11 protein-coding genes and 1 pseudogene are annotated in these 16,424 nt (G+C 59.4%); 4 read left to right on the forward strand and 8 right to left on the reverse strand.

From position 1 onward, the window contains the following. Positions 1-66: 66 nt before the first annotated feature. From CKW34_RS20125 to CKW34_RS20140, 4 genes and pseudogenes are all read left to right on the forward strand, one after another. Complete coding sequence (locus CKW34_RS20125) at positions 67-1,896, forward strand: DUF4012 domain-containing protein (protein WP_231921755.1); 1,830 nt, start codon at positions 67-69, stop codon at positions 1,894-1,896. A gap of 49 nt (positions 1,897-1,945) precedes the next feature. Continuing rightward, positions 1,946-2,754 (forward strand): IS5 family transposase gene (locus CKW34_RS20130; protein WP_414896217.1). Its coding sequence is split into 2 segments (ribosomal slippage): positions 1,946-2,293 and positions 2,296-2,754, totalling 807 coding nucleotides; the frame shifts between segments, so codons are not numbered across the junction. Positions 2,755-3,115: 361 nt separating this feature from the next. Further along, positions 3,116-4,366: an IS4 family transposase gene (locus CKW34_RS20135; RefSeq protein ID WP_059384682.1), complete on the forward strand. Its 1,251-nt coding sequence runs from the start codon at positions 3,116-3,118 to the stop codon at positions 4,364-4,366. Positions 4,367-4,384: 18 nt separating this feature from the next. Continuing rightward, positions 4,385-5,757, forward strand: a pseudogene (locus CKW34_RS20140) (ISL3 family transposase). A 593-nt stretch (positions 5,758-6,350) separates the two neighbouring features. Here CKW34_RS20140 and CKW34_RS20145 read toward each other — a convergent pair. The 8 genes from CKW34_RS20145 to CKW34_RS20175 all read right to left on the reverse strand — a co-directional run bounded on the left by CKW34_RS20145 (position 6,351) and on the right by CKW34_RS20175 (position 16,176). Then, positions 6,351-7,382, reverse strand: coding sequence for a glycosyltransferase family 4 protein (locus CKW34_RS20145; protein ID WP_162232237.1), 1,032 nt, complete (start codon positions 7,380-7,382; stop codon positions 6,351-6,353). Positions 7,383-7,460: 78 nt separating this feature from the next. Beyond that, positions 7,461-8,759 (reverse strand): hypothetical protein, encoded by a 1,299-nt coding sequence (locus tag CKW34_RS20150; RefSeq protein ID WP_155418994.1) that lies wholly within the window; start codon positions 8,757-8,759, stop codon positions 7,461-7,463. 118 nt (positions 8,760-8,877) lie between these two features. Next, positions 8,878-9,963 carry an MATE family efflux transporter gene (locus CKW34_RS20155; protein WP_323754818.1) on the reverse strand — a complete coding sequence of 362 codons (1,086 nt, stop codon included), beginning with the start codon at positions 9,961-9,963 and terminating at the stop codon, positions 8,878-8,880. Positions 9,964-10,162: 199 nt separating this feature from the next. After that, complete coding sequence (locus tag CKW34_RS20160; protein WP_080968463.1) at positions 10,163-11,311, reverse strand: glycosyltransferase; 1,149 nt, start codon at positions 11,309-11,311, stop codon at positions 10,163-10,165. Then, entirely contained in the window at positions 11,308-12,450 is a 1,143-nt protein-coding gene (locus CKW34_RS20165) for a glycosyltransferase (protein WP_080968462.1), read from the reverse strand. The genes CKW34_RS20160 and CKW34_RS20165 overlap by 4 nt, the downstream gene beginning before the upstream one ends. Positions 12,451-12,521: 71 nt before the next feature. Continuing rightward, positions 12,522-13,850, reverse strand: coding sequence for a UDP-glucose dehydrogenase family protein (locus CKW34_RS20170; protein ID WP_080968461.1), 1,329 nt, complete (start codon positions 13,848-13,850; stop codon positions 12,522-12,524). A 71-nt stretch (positions 13,851-13,921) separates the two neighbouring features. Further along, positions 13,922-14,485 (reverse strand): acyltransferase, encoded by a 564-nt coding sequence (locus CKW34_RS24365; RefSeq protein WP_155418992.1) that lies wholly within the window; start codon positions 14,483-14,485, stop codon positions 13,922-13,924. Positions 14,486-14,643: 158 nt separating this feature from the next. Continuing rightward, a complete protein-coding gene (locus tag CKW34_RS20175; protein WP_231921756.1) occupies positions 14,644-16,176 on the reverse strand; it encodes a sugar transferase in 1,533 nt (510 codons plus the stop codon). Positions 16,177-16,424: the final 248 nt, after the last annotated feature.

A 16,424-nucleotide genomic window follows, 5' to 3' on the forward strand; every position in this document is an offset into this window, starting at 1 on the left:
AACGGTCGGCCAGATCGAAATCGGGTTATCGTCTCGAGCGGAAACCACGAAGGGGGCACAAGCGGCGTGAACGATGTTACCGGTGAGTCAGTTTCGCCTGAACCGGGCCGACGCAGGGTGCGCAGGCGCCTGTCCGACGAGGAGATCGGAGCTCAGCGCAGGAAGCGCCGGCGCGTGCAGATCGGCTGCGGCGTAGGCGCACTCGTTGTCATCGGATTCATCGGCTGGCTGGGTTACGAAGGCCTGCAGGCGAAGTCGAACCTGGAGAAGGCGCAGGGCTTCGCGACGCAGGCGAAAGACGCACTGCTCGCGGGCGATAACGACAAGGCACGCATCGCAGCGGGCGACGCGGACCGCTACGCCCAGGACGCCCAGAGTTCGGTCGACTCGGTGCCGTGGCGTATTGCCGGCGCCGTTCCATTCTTGGGGAGCCCGTTCGATTCCACTCGCCAGATGACCACCATTGTGAGTGGTCTCACAGAGCAGGTTCTCCTCCCCGCGGTCGACGCAGGCAGCGCCGTGTCCCCGGATCAGCTGATCTTGGATGGCGCACGAATCAATCTTGCGGCCCTCCGCGATGCTGCGCCCGTCCTCGAGACGACCTCTGCGGCGATCACCGACCTCGACGAGCAGGCCCAGAACGTCGACAGCACATGGCTCGGGCTGATCGACGACGCGCGGGTCGACCTGCAGGAGCAGGTGTCCGAGTTGTCCGGACTACTGAACAACACCTCGCTCGCGGCGCAGATCGCGCCGGCAATGCTCGGCGCGGACGGTCCACGCAGTTATTTCATCGGTTTTCAAACCAACGCCGAAGCACGCGGCACTGGCGGCTTGCTCGGCGGCTTCGGTGTCGTGCGGGCCGCCGATGGAGCGGTAGCAGTGGACGACCTGTCCCGGCGCGACTTCCAACTGCCATATGAACCGATTGACCTGGGTCGCGATTTCAACCAGGCCTACGGCGCGAGCTCACCAACGACCCGAGCGGTAAATAGCAACGTCAGCTCGCACTTCCCTTACGCGGCCCAGATCTGGCAATCGATGTGGCGACAGGAAACTGGCGAGGAAGTCGATGGCGCGATCGCCACAGACCCCGTAGCGCTGAGTTACATCCTTGAAGCTGTCGGCCCTATCACCATGCCGGACGGGGAGAAGATTACTGCTGACAACGTTGTTGAGCTTACGGAAGCCACAGCCTACAAACGCTTTGCAGACGACAACGATGCGCGGAAGCGCTACCTCGAAACAATTGCTGCGCGGGTGGTCGACCGCATGACTGGAAGCATCTCGAACCCTCGCGCACTTCTGGAGGGACTTGGGCGAGCCGCCAGCGAGCGTCGCATCGCTGTGTGGAGTGCCAACCAGGACGAACAGACCGTCCTAGAAACCACGCCGTTGGCCCACGCGGTTCCAGAAACCGACGCTCCGTACGCAGGCGTAGTCATCAATAACCTTGGTGGCAATAAGCTCGATTACTACCTACAGCGTCAAATCGAATACCGCGCCGAGGAATGCAATGGCGACCGTCGCGCATCTCAAGTTACGGTACGTCTCACAAACGCCTTACCCGAGGGCGATTACACGACTTACGTAGCAGGTATGTTCGACAACCCCATCGGAGCACCGTTCGGCACCAATCTCACGGATCTCGCATTGCTTTCGACGAACGGGTCTGACCTGAGAAAGGTCACCGTCGATGGGAAGCCTGTATTCACATACAAGGGAACTGAACGAGGTCACCCCATGTTCAACGTGCAGGTCCCCATTCCGCGAGGGCAAACAGTAGAAGTCAAATTTGAGCTGGACGAACCCATCGCTCGCGGGAGTGCCCTTGTTCCCATCCAGCCACTGGTGGATACGCCTGACGTCATTGTCGCCGTGCCCGAGTGCCACTAAGAGCATGTCTCTTATGGCCTAGATCGTTTGTGCGGCATAATGCACTGCCGTGGTCGATGCGTTGTCTTCCCGGCTGGTACCGGATGCGTTGTGGGAGATCGTCGAACCGTTGCTGCCCGGATTCCGGGCGCGGCCCCAAGGCGGCGGCCGGGCGGCGATCGATGATCGGGCGGTGTTCACCGCGATCGTCTACGTGCTCACCAGCGGCTGTGCCTGGCGGCACCTGCCATCGTCGTTCGGGGTCAGCGTTCCGACCGCACACCGCCGCTTCACCACCTGGGTTCGGGCCGGGGTGTTCGACGAGCTGCACCGCCGGGTCCTCGATCGGCTCGGTGCCGGTGGGGACCTGGACTGGTCCGCCGCGATCCTGGACGCAGCGCACGTGCGGGCGAAAAGGGGGGCTCTCTGACCGGTCCCAGCCCGGTCGATCGAGGCAAGAACGGCTCGAAGATCCACATCCTCTCCGATGCCGACGGCATTCCCCTCGTCACGGCGGTGACCTCGGCGAACACCCACGACAGTGTCATGCTGCAACCCATGGTCGCTGCGATTCCGGCGGTGCGCTCACCTCGCGGTCCGCGGCGCCGCCGACCCGGCCGGTTGCGGGCGGACAAGGGTTACGACTATCCCGTGCACCGCCGGTGGCTGCGGGCCCGGGGCATCGTTCCGCGGATCGCCCGCCGCGGCGTCGACAGCAGCGAACGCCTCGGCCGTTACCGGTGGAAGATCGAACGCACCCTGGCTTGGCTGAGCGGCTATCGCCGGCTGACGATGCGCTACGAACGTCACGGTGAGAACTTTGCTTCCTTTCTCCAACTCGCCGCTGCGCTGACCTGCTTCAAGAAACTCACCAAATGAGACGTGCTCTAATGGCTCGAAGGCTCCGTAACGGACGCCTACCTGCGGAGGCTGAGCCGGTGCATGGGTTATAGACCTATGCAGTCGCAAGTGCCGGTTCCGCTGCGAAGCGAAATCGAGCGTGGCCAGAAGGGTCGGTCAAGTTCCGTTGTGAGACCGCAAGGTAGGTCTCTCCCGGCTCTGTCGCTGGCCCTTCTACTGTGCCCATTCCATCCGAAAGGTCAGACGACAAAACGCGCTAACGCGTTGCTGCGCCGAATGAGGACTGTCGACCGAGTTACCAACTCGCTCAGGACTTTCGGACCGAATCTGCTTAGGACCAACACCGTTCAGTTAAAGGGGTCTGCGGTATGATGTCGGCGTGCCGCGTAGTGGATGGGTGAAGCCGGAGTCGGATCATCGGTTGTCGGATCTGGTGTCGGTAGGGTTGTTGACCAGGGTGTTTCCTGCCGAGGTGGTCGACGAGGTGATCGCGGCGGCGGGGCGTACCGAGCAGCGGAGTCGGGCATTGCCGGCACGGGTGATGGCGTACTTCTCGATCGGGATGGCCCTGTATGCGCAGGAGTCCTACGAGGATGTGTTCGCGGCACTGACCGATGGATTGTCGTGGACTTCCGGGTGGTCGCAGTCATGGACTCCGCCGTCGAAATCAGGGATTTTCCAAGCTCGTTCACGGCTCGGTCACGAGCCGGTGCGGGATCTGTTCACCCGGGTTGCTCGCCCGCTCGCGGACCGCGAGACCCCCGGGTCCTGGCTGGCAGGGCGTCGGCTCGTGGCGATCGACGGTACCTGCCTGGATCTGCCCGACACGCCGGTCAACGCGGAGTACTTCGGTCGGCCGGGTTCGGGCCGGGGCGAGAAGTCCGCCTATCCGCAGGCCCGTGTCGTGGCGGTCGCCGAATGCGGCACCCACGCGATGTTCGACGCAGAGGTCGGGCCCTGCACCACCTCGGAGGTCGCGATGGCCCGCGAGGTGATCGACCGGCTGCAACCGGGCGTGGTGCTGCTCGCCGACCGGTACTTCTACGGGTTCGACCTGTGGGCCCGGGCCGCCGCGACGGGCGCGGACCTGCTGCGGCGGGTCAAGACGAATCTGCGGCCCACGCATGTGCAGACCCTGGCGGACGGGTCGTGGCTCGCCGAGATCACCGCGTCGGGGCCGGGCCGGAGCGCGAAGCAGCCACTGACGGTACGGGTGATCGAATACGCGCTCGACGACGGCCGCGAGAACCCCGAGCAGTACCGGCTGCTCACGACGATCCTCGATCCGGAGCAGGCCACCGCGACCGATCTCGCCTTCGCCTATGCGCAGCGGTGGGAGGTCGAGAACACCTTCGACGAACTGAAAACCCATCAGCGGGGCCCGCGGGCGGTGCTGCGTTCGCAGTCTCCCGAGTTGGTACTGCAAGAGATCTGGGGGCATCTGTGTTGCCACTACGCGATCCGCACCCTGATGGTCGATGCCGCCCGCGCCGGGGGCCACGACCCGGACCGGATGTCCTTCGTCGCTGCCTTGCGGGTCACCCGCCGATCGCTGTCGCACAGCGCTTTTCCGGCTCTTCCGACTTGGCGGGGGTCTGGTGTGACCGATCGGAATCGTGTCGGTGATTGATCGAGGGCTCGCGCCCTTGTGAACTGGGTGTTCTCTACGCATCCAGCAACAACAAAGGCGCGAGCATGTCCCAGAGTAGTTCAGTGCTGTTCGGCCTCGACGGCGTCATCGTCGAGGCCGTGCAGATCCACCCCGACGGCACCCGCACGGTCCGGGTGGTCACCGCCCCACAGTGGGTGGGTGTGTGCCCGGTGTGCACGACGACCTCGACCCACTCGAAGGGCTGGGTAACCACCCGCCCGCGCGACATCAAGATCGGCCGAGACCGCCCCTCGGTCGAATGGACGAAACGGAAATGGTTGTGCAGTAATAATTCCTGTGACCGCAGGTCATTCACGGAGTCGGTACCGCAGATCCCGCCTCGGGCCCGGATGACGACGCGGGCGAGGACGGAGATGGCATTGGCGGTCCTCGACGACGACCGCTCGGTGAAGGCGGTCGCCGCGGCGTACGGCTGCACGTGGAACACCTGCCACAAGGCCGTGGTGGCGACCGCAGACGAGGTGCTCGACCCCGAACCCGAGCCGGTGCGCGTCCTGGGTATCGACGAAACCCGGCGCGGGAAGGCGAAATGGGAGACCTGCACCGACACCGGACGACGGTCGTGGGTGGACCGGTGGGACACCGGCCTGGTCGACCTCACGGGCGTTCAGGGCCTGTTGGCGCAGGTCAATGGGCGCACCTCCGCGGTGGTGACCGACTGGTTCGCCGAGCGCGACCCCGACTGGAAGGCGCAGATCACCCACGTTGCGATCGATATGTCCTCGGTGTACGCGAAGGCGGTCCGCGAAGCACTGCCGCAGGCGCTGCTGGTCGTGGACCGATTCCACCTGGTCAAAAAGGCCAACGAGATGGTCGACACGGTCCGTCGCCGCGTCACCCAAGCCGAGCGAGGACGACGGGGCCGCAAGAGCGACGTCGAGTGGATCAATCGGCGCCGGCTGTTGCGGGCCGCGGAGCGGCTCACCGACGAGCAGCGAGCGACGTTGTTCGAGAAGCTGACCTCCGCCGACCCCCACGGCGACATCGCCGCGGCATGGATCGCGAAAGAGCTGCTGCGAGATGTATTGTCCTGCACCGACCGTGGTGGTCTCCGATACGAAATCCGAGCTGCGCTGCACCGGTTCTACACGTTCTGCGCGGCGTGCCGGGTTCCGGAGATCGGGAAGTTGGCGGCGACGATCTCGGCGTGGCAGGAACCGATGATCCTCGCTATCACCACCGGCCTGTCCAACGCGCGTAGCGAGGGCTACAACAGGATCGTCAAACACGTCGGCCGGATCGCGTTCGGGTTCAGGACTCCGGAGAACCAGCGCCGGCGGGTACGGTGGGCCTGCACCCGCCAATCACGGCGGGCATCATCCAGTGCCAGGCAGTTACGCCCCTGCTAACTCGGAAGAGCCGCTTTTCCCCCCTCACGACCGTAACGCCGTCACGCGATTGTGGCGGCGCGCCCTCGACGCACTCCTCCGCCGCGTCAACCCGCCGCGCCGGCCACGGTCCAACCCTCGCGTGGTCAAACGCAAGATCCTCAAGTGGCCGGCGAAACGGTCACACCACCAACATCATCCGCAACCCACCCACCCCGCGGAATGCAGCATCCTCACGCCTAACTGAACTGTATTGTGCTTAGGACCCATGGGAGCCGCAGGTACCGATAATTGAATCGCAGGAGATCCGCGTACGCCGGACGGTCGAGGAATATCGCTCCGACTCGGATCGAGGACAGGATCTAGATCTGGCACGACCTCGAAATATCCTTGTCGATATGGGCGCGGGACGCGCAGGTTACCCCGGACCGAGATTTCCTTGATGGAGTCTCACGCCGGGGTTCCTCGTACAGCACGAAACCCAACACGCACCAAGCCAGCCATGGGCCGCCTATGACTGGAGTAACCGCAACCATTTCTGGATTGGGTGCGCGAGACCGTCCAGCCAGTGAATGGGCGCGGCGTCCGTGCGGCCAACCTATCCTCGGCTGGAGTCAGGACCCAATGACGCCCACTGCCGACTCCATAACCTTTCGATGTTGCTCAGCCCACGCAGACAACGACCTGGCACTAAGCGCGTCCGACGGCAGCTCCCTGGGAGCACTCGACAGTGCCTGCGCAATCCCCTCGGCGAGCGCATCCGCGTCGGGATCAAAAAGGTAGCAACCCAGCGACGCAGCCTCGTCCGCCGCATGACAGTCGCGAGCCATCAACACATCAACACCGCCAGATCGGGCCTCGAGCATCACCATAGGGGAGCCCTCACGTGCTTTTCTTCCTGACGGAATGACAACGAGTCCCGCACCTGCGTAGACAGAGGACATGGCAGCTACATTGCCCAAGAATCTCACATTCGCCGGAGCGAGACCTTCCAAGCGAGTTCGATCCGGCCCGTCTCCAGCGATTACGAATTCGATGTGCTTAAGTCTGGCTGCCGCAGCGAGCAGCAAATCGACACGCTTATACTCGTGCAGACGACCCGCAAAGAGAACATAGCCACTCCCGGCGTCTTCGGCCCGGTTGAAATCCGCTCCTCCAACAAACGGATTATTTATCAGCACAGAAGATATACCCGACTCCCGCAGCGACGCCTCAACACCCTGACTGATAGCCACAACCGAGCATTTCTGCGCTTGCCATGCGTAAATCTTTCGTCCCACAACAGGAAGGTTGTCAGGAATAGGACCGTGTTCCGTCCACATCACCGGAATCCCTCGTCTAGATAGCGCACGGGGAAGGGTCAGCTTTTCCTTGAAATACTGGACATGAACGAGATCGGGACCAAACTCATCGATCGCTCGAAGCGTCTCCCTCACGGAAAGAGCCGCATCGATCCCCTGCTTGACCAAAGGCGACCGTCGGGTCAGTTTTGGTGTCACGCCCGCTTCAACACACTCACCTAGATCGGGCGTCCAATCTGGAAGGGAACCGATCAACCGTGCTTCGACGCTCCAACTGGACTTCAATTCGGCGTAGAGCCTGTATAAATACTGCTCGGCCCCTCCGGGGGTCTCCGAACTAGCCACGACCGCGACCTTCAACATAAACTCGTTCCCATCAATGTAAACATCCGTTTCCAACGGAGAGAAAATGATATACCTAGCCTAAAGACGCGAAATGCTCTTATTGTTCGTTGCAGCGACCGGTCCGAGTCTATTAGGCTCTCGCCGCGTAAGCGACCGAAATACGTCCAGCAAAATTGCAGCCCCACCGATAATGACAGTCAGAACCAAGCCGTAGTAGATATCGAACGCCGATCCGCCGAGCAACATTCGAAAAACAACCACCATGACAATAGCCAACCAGAGTTGACGACGGAACGTCTGAACCAAGGCCGATGTGACGAAAAAGAACACTGCGAACAATAGCAATGCCGACACGTAACCACCTGTAGCGAGACGCAGGTATCCCATCATTGATAGGAACTGCCCACTCGAGCGGTAACCTAGATACTTCGAGCTTACTTCGACGGATATCGACGCCGGCTTGTCTTCCCAAATAGCCCTGGGGATGAACGTAGTAACCGGGGAAAGCAAATCAAAAGGTCGCGCGGGTTCACGATGGGCGATTTTGTCGACGAACCTATAGCCGTCCAGCGTGTCGACACCCGCCGCATACACTGCGCGTACCGGGTCGTCGGCCATATCTGCGAAAATCTCCGACGCCGTCAGGCCATGGCCTCTCACAACATTTGCGCGCATCTGCGACATAAATGCGGCCGACCCAATAGCAAGGACCCCTACGATCAGAACGCTAGCGAGTACCTTTCTACTGTATATGCGATTTCGAACAACCAAACCCGACGCCAGTGCGATGAGAATTACGAATAACGGGCTGCGTACATTCTCAACGACGAGGAACGCTGTCCCAAGACCAAGTAAGATCCACATCTTACGACTATTAAATCCGCCGTAAAACGCGATGATTGCGAGACCGCATACCAAGCATGTCCGAAGAAGAACCAATAATCCCTGACCCTCTGCGGCACGGTTCTCGAGCTCGGCGGGAAAGACAACTGTAGCGATAGCACCGACACAAACCAAGAAGATCGAAATCGATTTCCAGTCGCCGATGGAATGCTTGCTTTCTTTCGCATGTCGACGGGAAAATACGTAGACGGCCAAGATCTCCATCGCCAGCACAACGATGAGCTCGATGAACCACAACCATGCTAGAGAATCGACCTCCGCAGCACTAGGCAGCGAAGTGACCCCAGCGGTTAGAATCTTGCTATCAATTTTTCCCTGAGATTGCAGCACCGCCGGCACCCATAAACAGAATAGATACATGACAGCGGCAAGGCTGGAAACTAAGGCATTGGAGACCACACCAGCTCTGTAGCATGAGACCAGTCGCACCAGGACAAAAAGTGTCAACGCTCCAAGGGCGAGTTGTGCGCTCATGTGGCGGCTCCATTGCGTGCTGTCGGGGCGATCCGATTGTTTGAAGAACTTTCATCAAACGCATACATCAAGTAGTTGGCACACCCATCCGAGTGACGAGCAACAGCGCTCCCGACAATCATGCGAGCCCCTCCTTGACGTGCTGCATTTCCACAGTCCTGCGAGGTCGGGGCAATTTAGCCAGAAGCAGTACTCCTACAATTGCGCCAACCGCCGAACTCCCAAGTGCGATTACAGAGGCGGTCATGCTGGAAACCGCGCTCCAGAACACTACGAAGGCCACTACTGTCGTCCCGAGCGAGGCGATGGATATGACACTACCTATCCCCGGATAGCCTCGACCCGATAGTACCGAGGATGCGACCACAGAGACCCAGGTTAGCAAGCTCGATATAGCGAGGATCTGCATCGGAAGTACACTAGGACCGAAATCCGAACCGAACACAATTGGCGTCACGATGGGCGCTGTCACGAGGATTGCGAGCACAGCCAATACGCATACCGCAAAGAAAAAGAGACATTCTCGCATAATCGCAATGTTTGACGCACCCTTTGCAGATTTCTGCAACGAATTTCGCGCGGCGAGAGTTGCGAGCACCAACGGTATCTCGGCTACGGTCACGGCAACTGCGTAGTAGCCGAGTTCCCTTGCGCTTGCAGCCGCTGGCATAAGAAGTTGATCGAGGCGCGAACTTGCAATCGTAGAAATTGTTCCTATCGAAGCCAGCAACGAGTACTTCCCCATACTGGACCAATCCCCACTGCGGGAATTGTCTTTTGGCAAAGGGATGAACAAGATTGCAGCGGCGATCACGAACGAGATCAGAGCAGCGGCCGAGAAATAGGTCGCGGAGGTAATGCCGACGAGAGCTACGACAACTACGAACAAAAATCGAAGTACTGCGCCTGCTCCACGTTCTATATCGAGTAGGCGCCACTGTCCGACCCCTTGCCAGGAACCTCGTCGAATTTGAACCACGGCCGAAACGATGATTGATGACCAGCAAGCTAACAAGAAAAAGTACGGTATGTTCTGGTTTTCACTTACGATCCGGCCGTAGAAGACCATCACTGCTATCACAATTGCGGTCGGTACGATTCCGAGGAACAGTCCTAGTCTGTAGCAGTCTCTGGCATTCCTACCTCTCGCGATGAAGTACGCAACTGCACTTGGGATACCGAGACTTGCAACGGCAGCGGCCATCGTAATCGGCTGCATGATACTGGCAAACTGTCCGCGGCCTTCCGCTCCCATCGCGTGTGCGAGAATCGGCCCGCTCAGGATTCCGAGTGCCGGACCGAGTCCGTAGAGGAAGACACCCCGAGCCTTCTCGCTGGTCGCACGCCGCCAGAGCTTGCTCAGTGGCGATGAGGCGGGCGCGATACCATTCACTGCGGCGTGCCTAGCCAAGCTTTGCCCCAGGTGCAGTAATTAGCTCCCAGGCTTGTTCGATCCGGCCCGACCAAGAGTGTCCTGCTGCGCGCGCGCTCTGCGCGTCTGCCGTTTCTGGACCCCACGTGTCGATTGCCTGCTCGACAAGCGCAGCGAACTGGTCGTGGCTACCAATGTTCACGCCTTCTGGCGGGTTCGCGACCAAGCTTGCGAGAGGGGTACTTACAACGTTCAATCCCGCACCCATATATTCATACACCTTCAATGGAAATACCCCACGTGTGTAATCGTTCTGGTGGTAGGGAATTAGTCCGACCCTCGACTGACCGAAGACCTCAGCCAACTCATCGAGCGTAAGATTACCGAGATAGTCCACATTGGGCATCTTCAAGAGTCCATCTAGTTCTCGGTCCGCCGCCACGCCATCGATGTTGACAGGGCCGGCAAGTTTCAATTTTTCACCCAACTCTGCGACAGAGCGCAGCAAGGAGAAATCAATCTTGGTCGGCGTAATATTGCCTGCGAACACCACGCTACGCTCACGTTCCGACCGCTGGTGGACCTTAAACCGCTCCACGTCGGCAACGTTCTGCCAAAGCTGCACGTCGGTGCGGACCGTCCTCAGGTGCTCAGCGACACCTTGGCTACTCGCCAGAACATGATCTGCCCTGCGGAGAAGGAATTCCTCAGCAGTAAGCAAAGTACTTTCGGGCACCCCTGGAAGGGTGTGCAATAGATCCACTGAATGGTAGACGACCTTTGAGAAATGGTTCTCCAGTCCGTACGTCAACGGAGAAAACGTCCAAAGTACCGAGTTCTCCCCGGTCTTGAGCTTCGGAAGAAGTCGCTTTCGAATCAGAGTCTGGTTCGCGTAGCGAATCGGACCAAATTTGTGGAATGGCAAGACTTGAGGAGAAACAATCTCAAGCGATTCCGGCAATTCTGACTGAGAGGACAACGATTTAGAACCCGAGTCTTTCGTGACACGAGAAATTACACGTGCAATATCTGCACGGGAAATTGTTGGTGCTCGCAATCCCATGGACTCGATATATGTAACATTCGTGCGTCGAGCAAGACCAACAGCCATGTACTGCTTGTTAGTCCACACGGAACTATGAAAGTCGGCTGTAGAAAGGACGGTGATCTGCGGGTTCATGCGGCCCTACTGTCGACTCGATTGGCGCTGTTAATGCGATCCGCTCCCACCCAAGATTTAATATTCTCCTTGAAATTTTCCGCGGAGAACAACTCAGCACGGGATCTAGTTGCCACGCTGGAGCAGTTCACTGCCCGCTCAACAGCATCCCGGAAGTCTGCCGGATCGTCCGGATTGCAGAGTGCACCCGTTTCCCCATCCACTACGGTTTCCGCTACACCACCGATCCGGTTTCCTACAACGGGAGCGCCGGCGGCCATCGCCTCGACTGGCACGATGCCGAAGTCCTCAACTCCGACAAAGATAAAAGCTGAGCACCGCTGATAGAGGAGATAAAGCATTTCGTCGCTCACGCGGCCGACGAAGATGACCGATACATTCGCGTCCTCCGCTATGTGTTCCAGTCGCGCACGATCCGGACCGTCGCCCGCAATTACTACAGGAGTGTTACTCAAGCTTCCCGCCGTTATAGCGGCGTCCATTCGCTTATACGGAACCATCCTGGAGGCGCAGAACAGGAATTGGCTCGGCAATGACTGGAGGATGTCCTTCTCCGCCTCAGTCCACGCGTGATCTACTTCTCGTGATTCTTTAATCCGATCGACGTCGACAGGTGGATATATTGTCGTCGCTTCCACGCCCCAAAAATCTTCGATACGGCGTGCCACAAAGTTGCTGTTCGCCGCAAAGTTCCCGCCCTCTTGCGCTCGCCTTCGGTCCAGGGACCGCAACGCGGGGGCTGCCATCCTGACGAGGGGCGACGCTCCCCGCGCGTCCAACTCCGGAGTCCATAAATACCGAGCCGGCGTATGAACGTAAATAAACCGATCAATCTCGGCACGCCCACGGAAACGTAGGTGGTGGGCGAACAGGTGAGAGCTGATGAGCGCCCATTCGACGTTGTCGTTCTTCCAGGAGCGCCACACTGCCGGCATCAAAGGAAGCGCTGCTGCCTTGCTCTTTCGCAGGGGAGTACGCGCCAAAATGCTTTCTTTTACATCAGCGGCGGGAAATCGGTCGGGTGCATCATTCCACAGACACAGCAGAGGCAGGGTCGGCATCATTTCAACAAACGAGTCGACGACCTTTTCTGCGCCTCCAGTGGCTTCGATCCATTCGTGAATGATAGCTCCACTCATATCCTCACCTCTACAACCGCCCGATTACCGATATTGTGTAACTTACTATTGTGAGATTGCCGACCCGGCCGCTACCGACGTCCGAGTCCGCGATAGTTCCAACCCGCCGCTCTCCACCTCGATGCGTCAAGGCAGTTGCGTCCGTCCAAAATAGAAGGCACACGTACGCACTTCCGAAGCGAATTCGGATCGAGGTCGCGGAACTCCTGCCATTCTGTGAGCACCAAGACAATATCGGCACCTGAACAAGCGTCAGCTGCGCTCGGGGCGTAATTCAAAGTCGGGAATAACGCGCGTGAGTTCTCGATTGCTTTAGGGTCGTACACACTTACTGACGCGCCTTGAAGTTGAATTTGTCCCGCGATATTAAGAGCAGGAGAGTCCCGGACGTCGTCCGAATCCGGCTTGAATGCTGCCCCCAGCACTGCTACTCGCGATCCGATAAGAGATCCCCCGACCAATTCACGCGCAAGGTCCACCATTCGAGTTCGACTGCGCATATTGATATTGTCAACCTCCCTCAAGAAGGTCAAAGCTTGGTCTGCACCGAGTTCACCAGCTCGTGCCATGAATGCACGGATATCTTTCGGGAGACATCCTCCGCCAAAACCAATACCCGCATTTAGAAAGCGACGCCCGATACGGGCATCTTTACCAATAGCGTCGGCGAGCACGGAAACGTCGGCTCCGGCGGCATCGCAAACTTCGGCCATCGCGTTGATGAACGAGATCTTCGTAGCCAGGAATGCATTTGCTGCCGTCTTTACCAACTCCGCAGTTGCCAGGTCAGTGACAATGAGCGGGATCCCTTCGCCCAACAACGTCGCGTACACTTCACGAGCAACGGATTCTGCGCGTCCAGGATTCTCACCGTCGATCCCAAGAACCATCCGATCCGGATGCAATGTGTCCTGTACAGCGAAACCTTCCCGCAAGAATTCAGGATTCCACGCGACCTCTACTTCGCTTCCTGCCGGTGCCAGTTGCCTGGCTCGTTCGCCGAGTCGCTTGGCTGTTCCGACCGGGACGGTGGACTTCCCGAATATAACTGCGGGCTTGGACAGCTTGGGAGCCAAAGTCTCAATAACTGAATCAACGAATCGTAAATCGGCAGCGAATTCGCCCCGCTTTTGAGGTGTGCCGACGCCGATAAAGTGAATGTCGGCGAATTCCGCCGCCTCGTCATAAGACGAGGTAAAACGCAGGCGTCCGTTCTCGATATTTCGCTTCAAGACATCTTCGAGGCCTGGTTCGTAGAAGGGAACTTCGCCGCCCTCAAGCTTGGCGAGCTTCCCGGGATCCACGTCCACACCGATGACTTCGTGGCCAAGTTCGGCCATGCATGCAGCGTGGGTGGCACCCAGGTACCCGGTTCCAAATACTGCGATACGGCAGTTCATTCTTTCTCTCCGGCCTTCTCGTGGTATTCCGATACAATGAAGTTCATGTGACGACAGTTACGTAGACCCGTCTATGCGGACTCAACGATGGGAGATTGCGGAAGGTCTCGCTTCTTGGTGGCTGGTGTTCCTGCATAGAGAGAATGAGCCTCCAGCTCTCCGCGAACGAGGGACGTTGCAGCAACCACGGCTCCGGCGCCGATGTTTGCACCAGGTAGGACAGTGGACCCCACAGCAATTCGGCACCCGTCTCCGATGTTGATTGGTGCGCCCCACCCCTTACCGGACCGCCGCTTCGGATCGGAGATGTCGTGATCGGACGTAAGAAACCGTGCATCGGCACCGATTGAGACGTTATCGCCGATCTTTATGCCTTCGCGCGTATCGAACATGACGCGATAGGAGACAACCGATCCTGCTCCGATCTGCACATTCTTAGACTTGAAAATCACATGTGCCCGAACTATTGCGCGCCGATGAATTCCCGGGAGGAACAACCGGAGCAGTTGCGTACGCACTCGTGCTGGGAATATGAACGAACCTAGGATGTCGTTGACAACGAAAAGCCACAGCACCGAATGATGGTCGCCAGCTTCTCGCCATAGAACTTCGCGAGCTTTGTCAGCGAGGGTCACGTTCAATCCTTGTTAGCTGGTAGGTATATGGATCCGTGAATGATCGAAGTGTCGGTATTGCCCGAGTCGTAAGTGCAAACATTCCGTCACGACATGGGTACGTATATGGTGGACTCGTTCTGTGGTATGTCCGGGCCGTACCACCGGTGCTGGCCATCTCAGTAGGCGCCGTCGCTGGCGAGGACTGCGTTGACGGTCTTACCGATGATCAGCACATCCGAGATCATCGACCAGTTCTCCACATACGACAGATCCAGCCGCACCGACTCGTCCCACGACAGATCCGAGCGACCACTGACCTGCCACAGACCGGTCACACCCGGGCGCACGAGCAGACGACGCTTGACCCGACCGTCGTAGGCCTCGACCTCACGCCGCAGCGGCGGACGCGGACCCACCACACTCATCTCCCCGCGAATGACGTTGAGGAACTGCGGCAACTCGTCGATGCTGAACCGGCGCATCACCTTACCCACGCGCGTGACCCGCGGGTCGTCCTTCATCTTGAACAGCGGACCGGCGCCCTCGTTCTGCGCCAACAACGTCTCGACCATCGTGTCGGCATTGGTCACCATCGACCGGAACTTGATCATCCCGAAGGGCGTGCCGTCGATGCCGATGCGCTCGGCCTTGTAGAAGACCGGACCCCGATCCTCCAACTTGATCAACAGGGCGACGACCGCGAACACCGGCGCCAACGCCACCAGCGCCGCGCCGGCGAAGATCAGATCGAAGATCCGCTTCCCTGACCGCTTCGCCCCGTGATAGCTCGGCTTTTCCACATGGATGAGCGGCAGACCGGCGACCGGGCGCATCTCGATGCGCGGACCCGCGACATCGACCACGCCCGTGGCGACGACCAGGTCGGTGTCGAGCGGTTCGAGCTGCCAGATCAGATCGTGCAGGCCCTCGCTGCCCAGGGTTTCGGTGGCGGTGACCACCACTGTGTCCGCCCCGGACAACTTGAGTGCTTCGACGACGGAGTGTTCGTCGCCGTAGATGGTGATCTCCCGGCCGTCGACATCGATGACGTCACCGGCGGCACCCGAATAGCGGGGCACGCACACACCGACGACGCGGTAGCCTTCGCCGTCCTTGCGGGCGAAGGTGCGCGTCATGTGCCGCACTGCCCGCGCCCCACCGACGACCAGCACCGAGGTACAGAACTCACCGCGGGCACGCTTGCGCGCGATCACCTTCCGCCACAACCACCGCGACAGCAACAGACCGGCAAGACCTACCGGCAGAGCGATAGCCAAGTATCCACGCGCCAGATCCAAGCGGAATACCAGGGCGATGATTGCAATGAACCCGAAGAGCCGAGCCGTACTCGAAACGACGCGCTGATACTCGCCATGCCCAGCGCCAATGACCCGACGGGATCGAGTACGAAATAGTGCGAGTGTGACCAACCAGAGACCGACGAGCCCTGCCGAGATCAGCGCGTAATTGACCTCGGACACCGGCTCGGTCATCAACAGGTCGTTCTGACCGAAGCGGACGCTGTGCGCTACGAGAACGGCAAGCATGACAACAATCGCATCGGACCAGATCAACCGACTGATGTAGGACTGTTGCCACTTTCGACGGCTCGTCGCGCGCGATGGTTGATACTGTCCCCGAACAGAATTGGCGTTATCCGCTACACGCGCATCGGGGGTGTCGTGATCTGCCTCCCCGATGGCAGTCATAACGCAACCACCCACATAGTCGTCTCCTCCCCGAGACATGTACTGCTCCCACGACCAGGCAACATTGATGCCGGCCCGCGCACCCTCCCCGGTCGCGTGACCTGCTGTTGCCTGCCCAGCTGGGCTCAGCTCCTCCAGTTATATGCGCATCGCTTCCCTGCGAAAACGCTCTTTGAGACTGTAACGTTACTTACGAGATATGGCAGCTTGAACGACCGTCCAGATTGGACTCAATCCCCACCTACCAC

It is taken from the genome of Rhodococcus rhodochrous (genome assembly GCF_900187265.1).
GTDB classification, from domain to species: Bacteria; Actinomycetota; Actinomycetes; order Mycobacteriales; family Mycobacteriaceae; genus Rhodococcus; species Rhodococcus rhodochrous.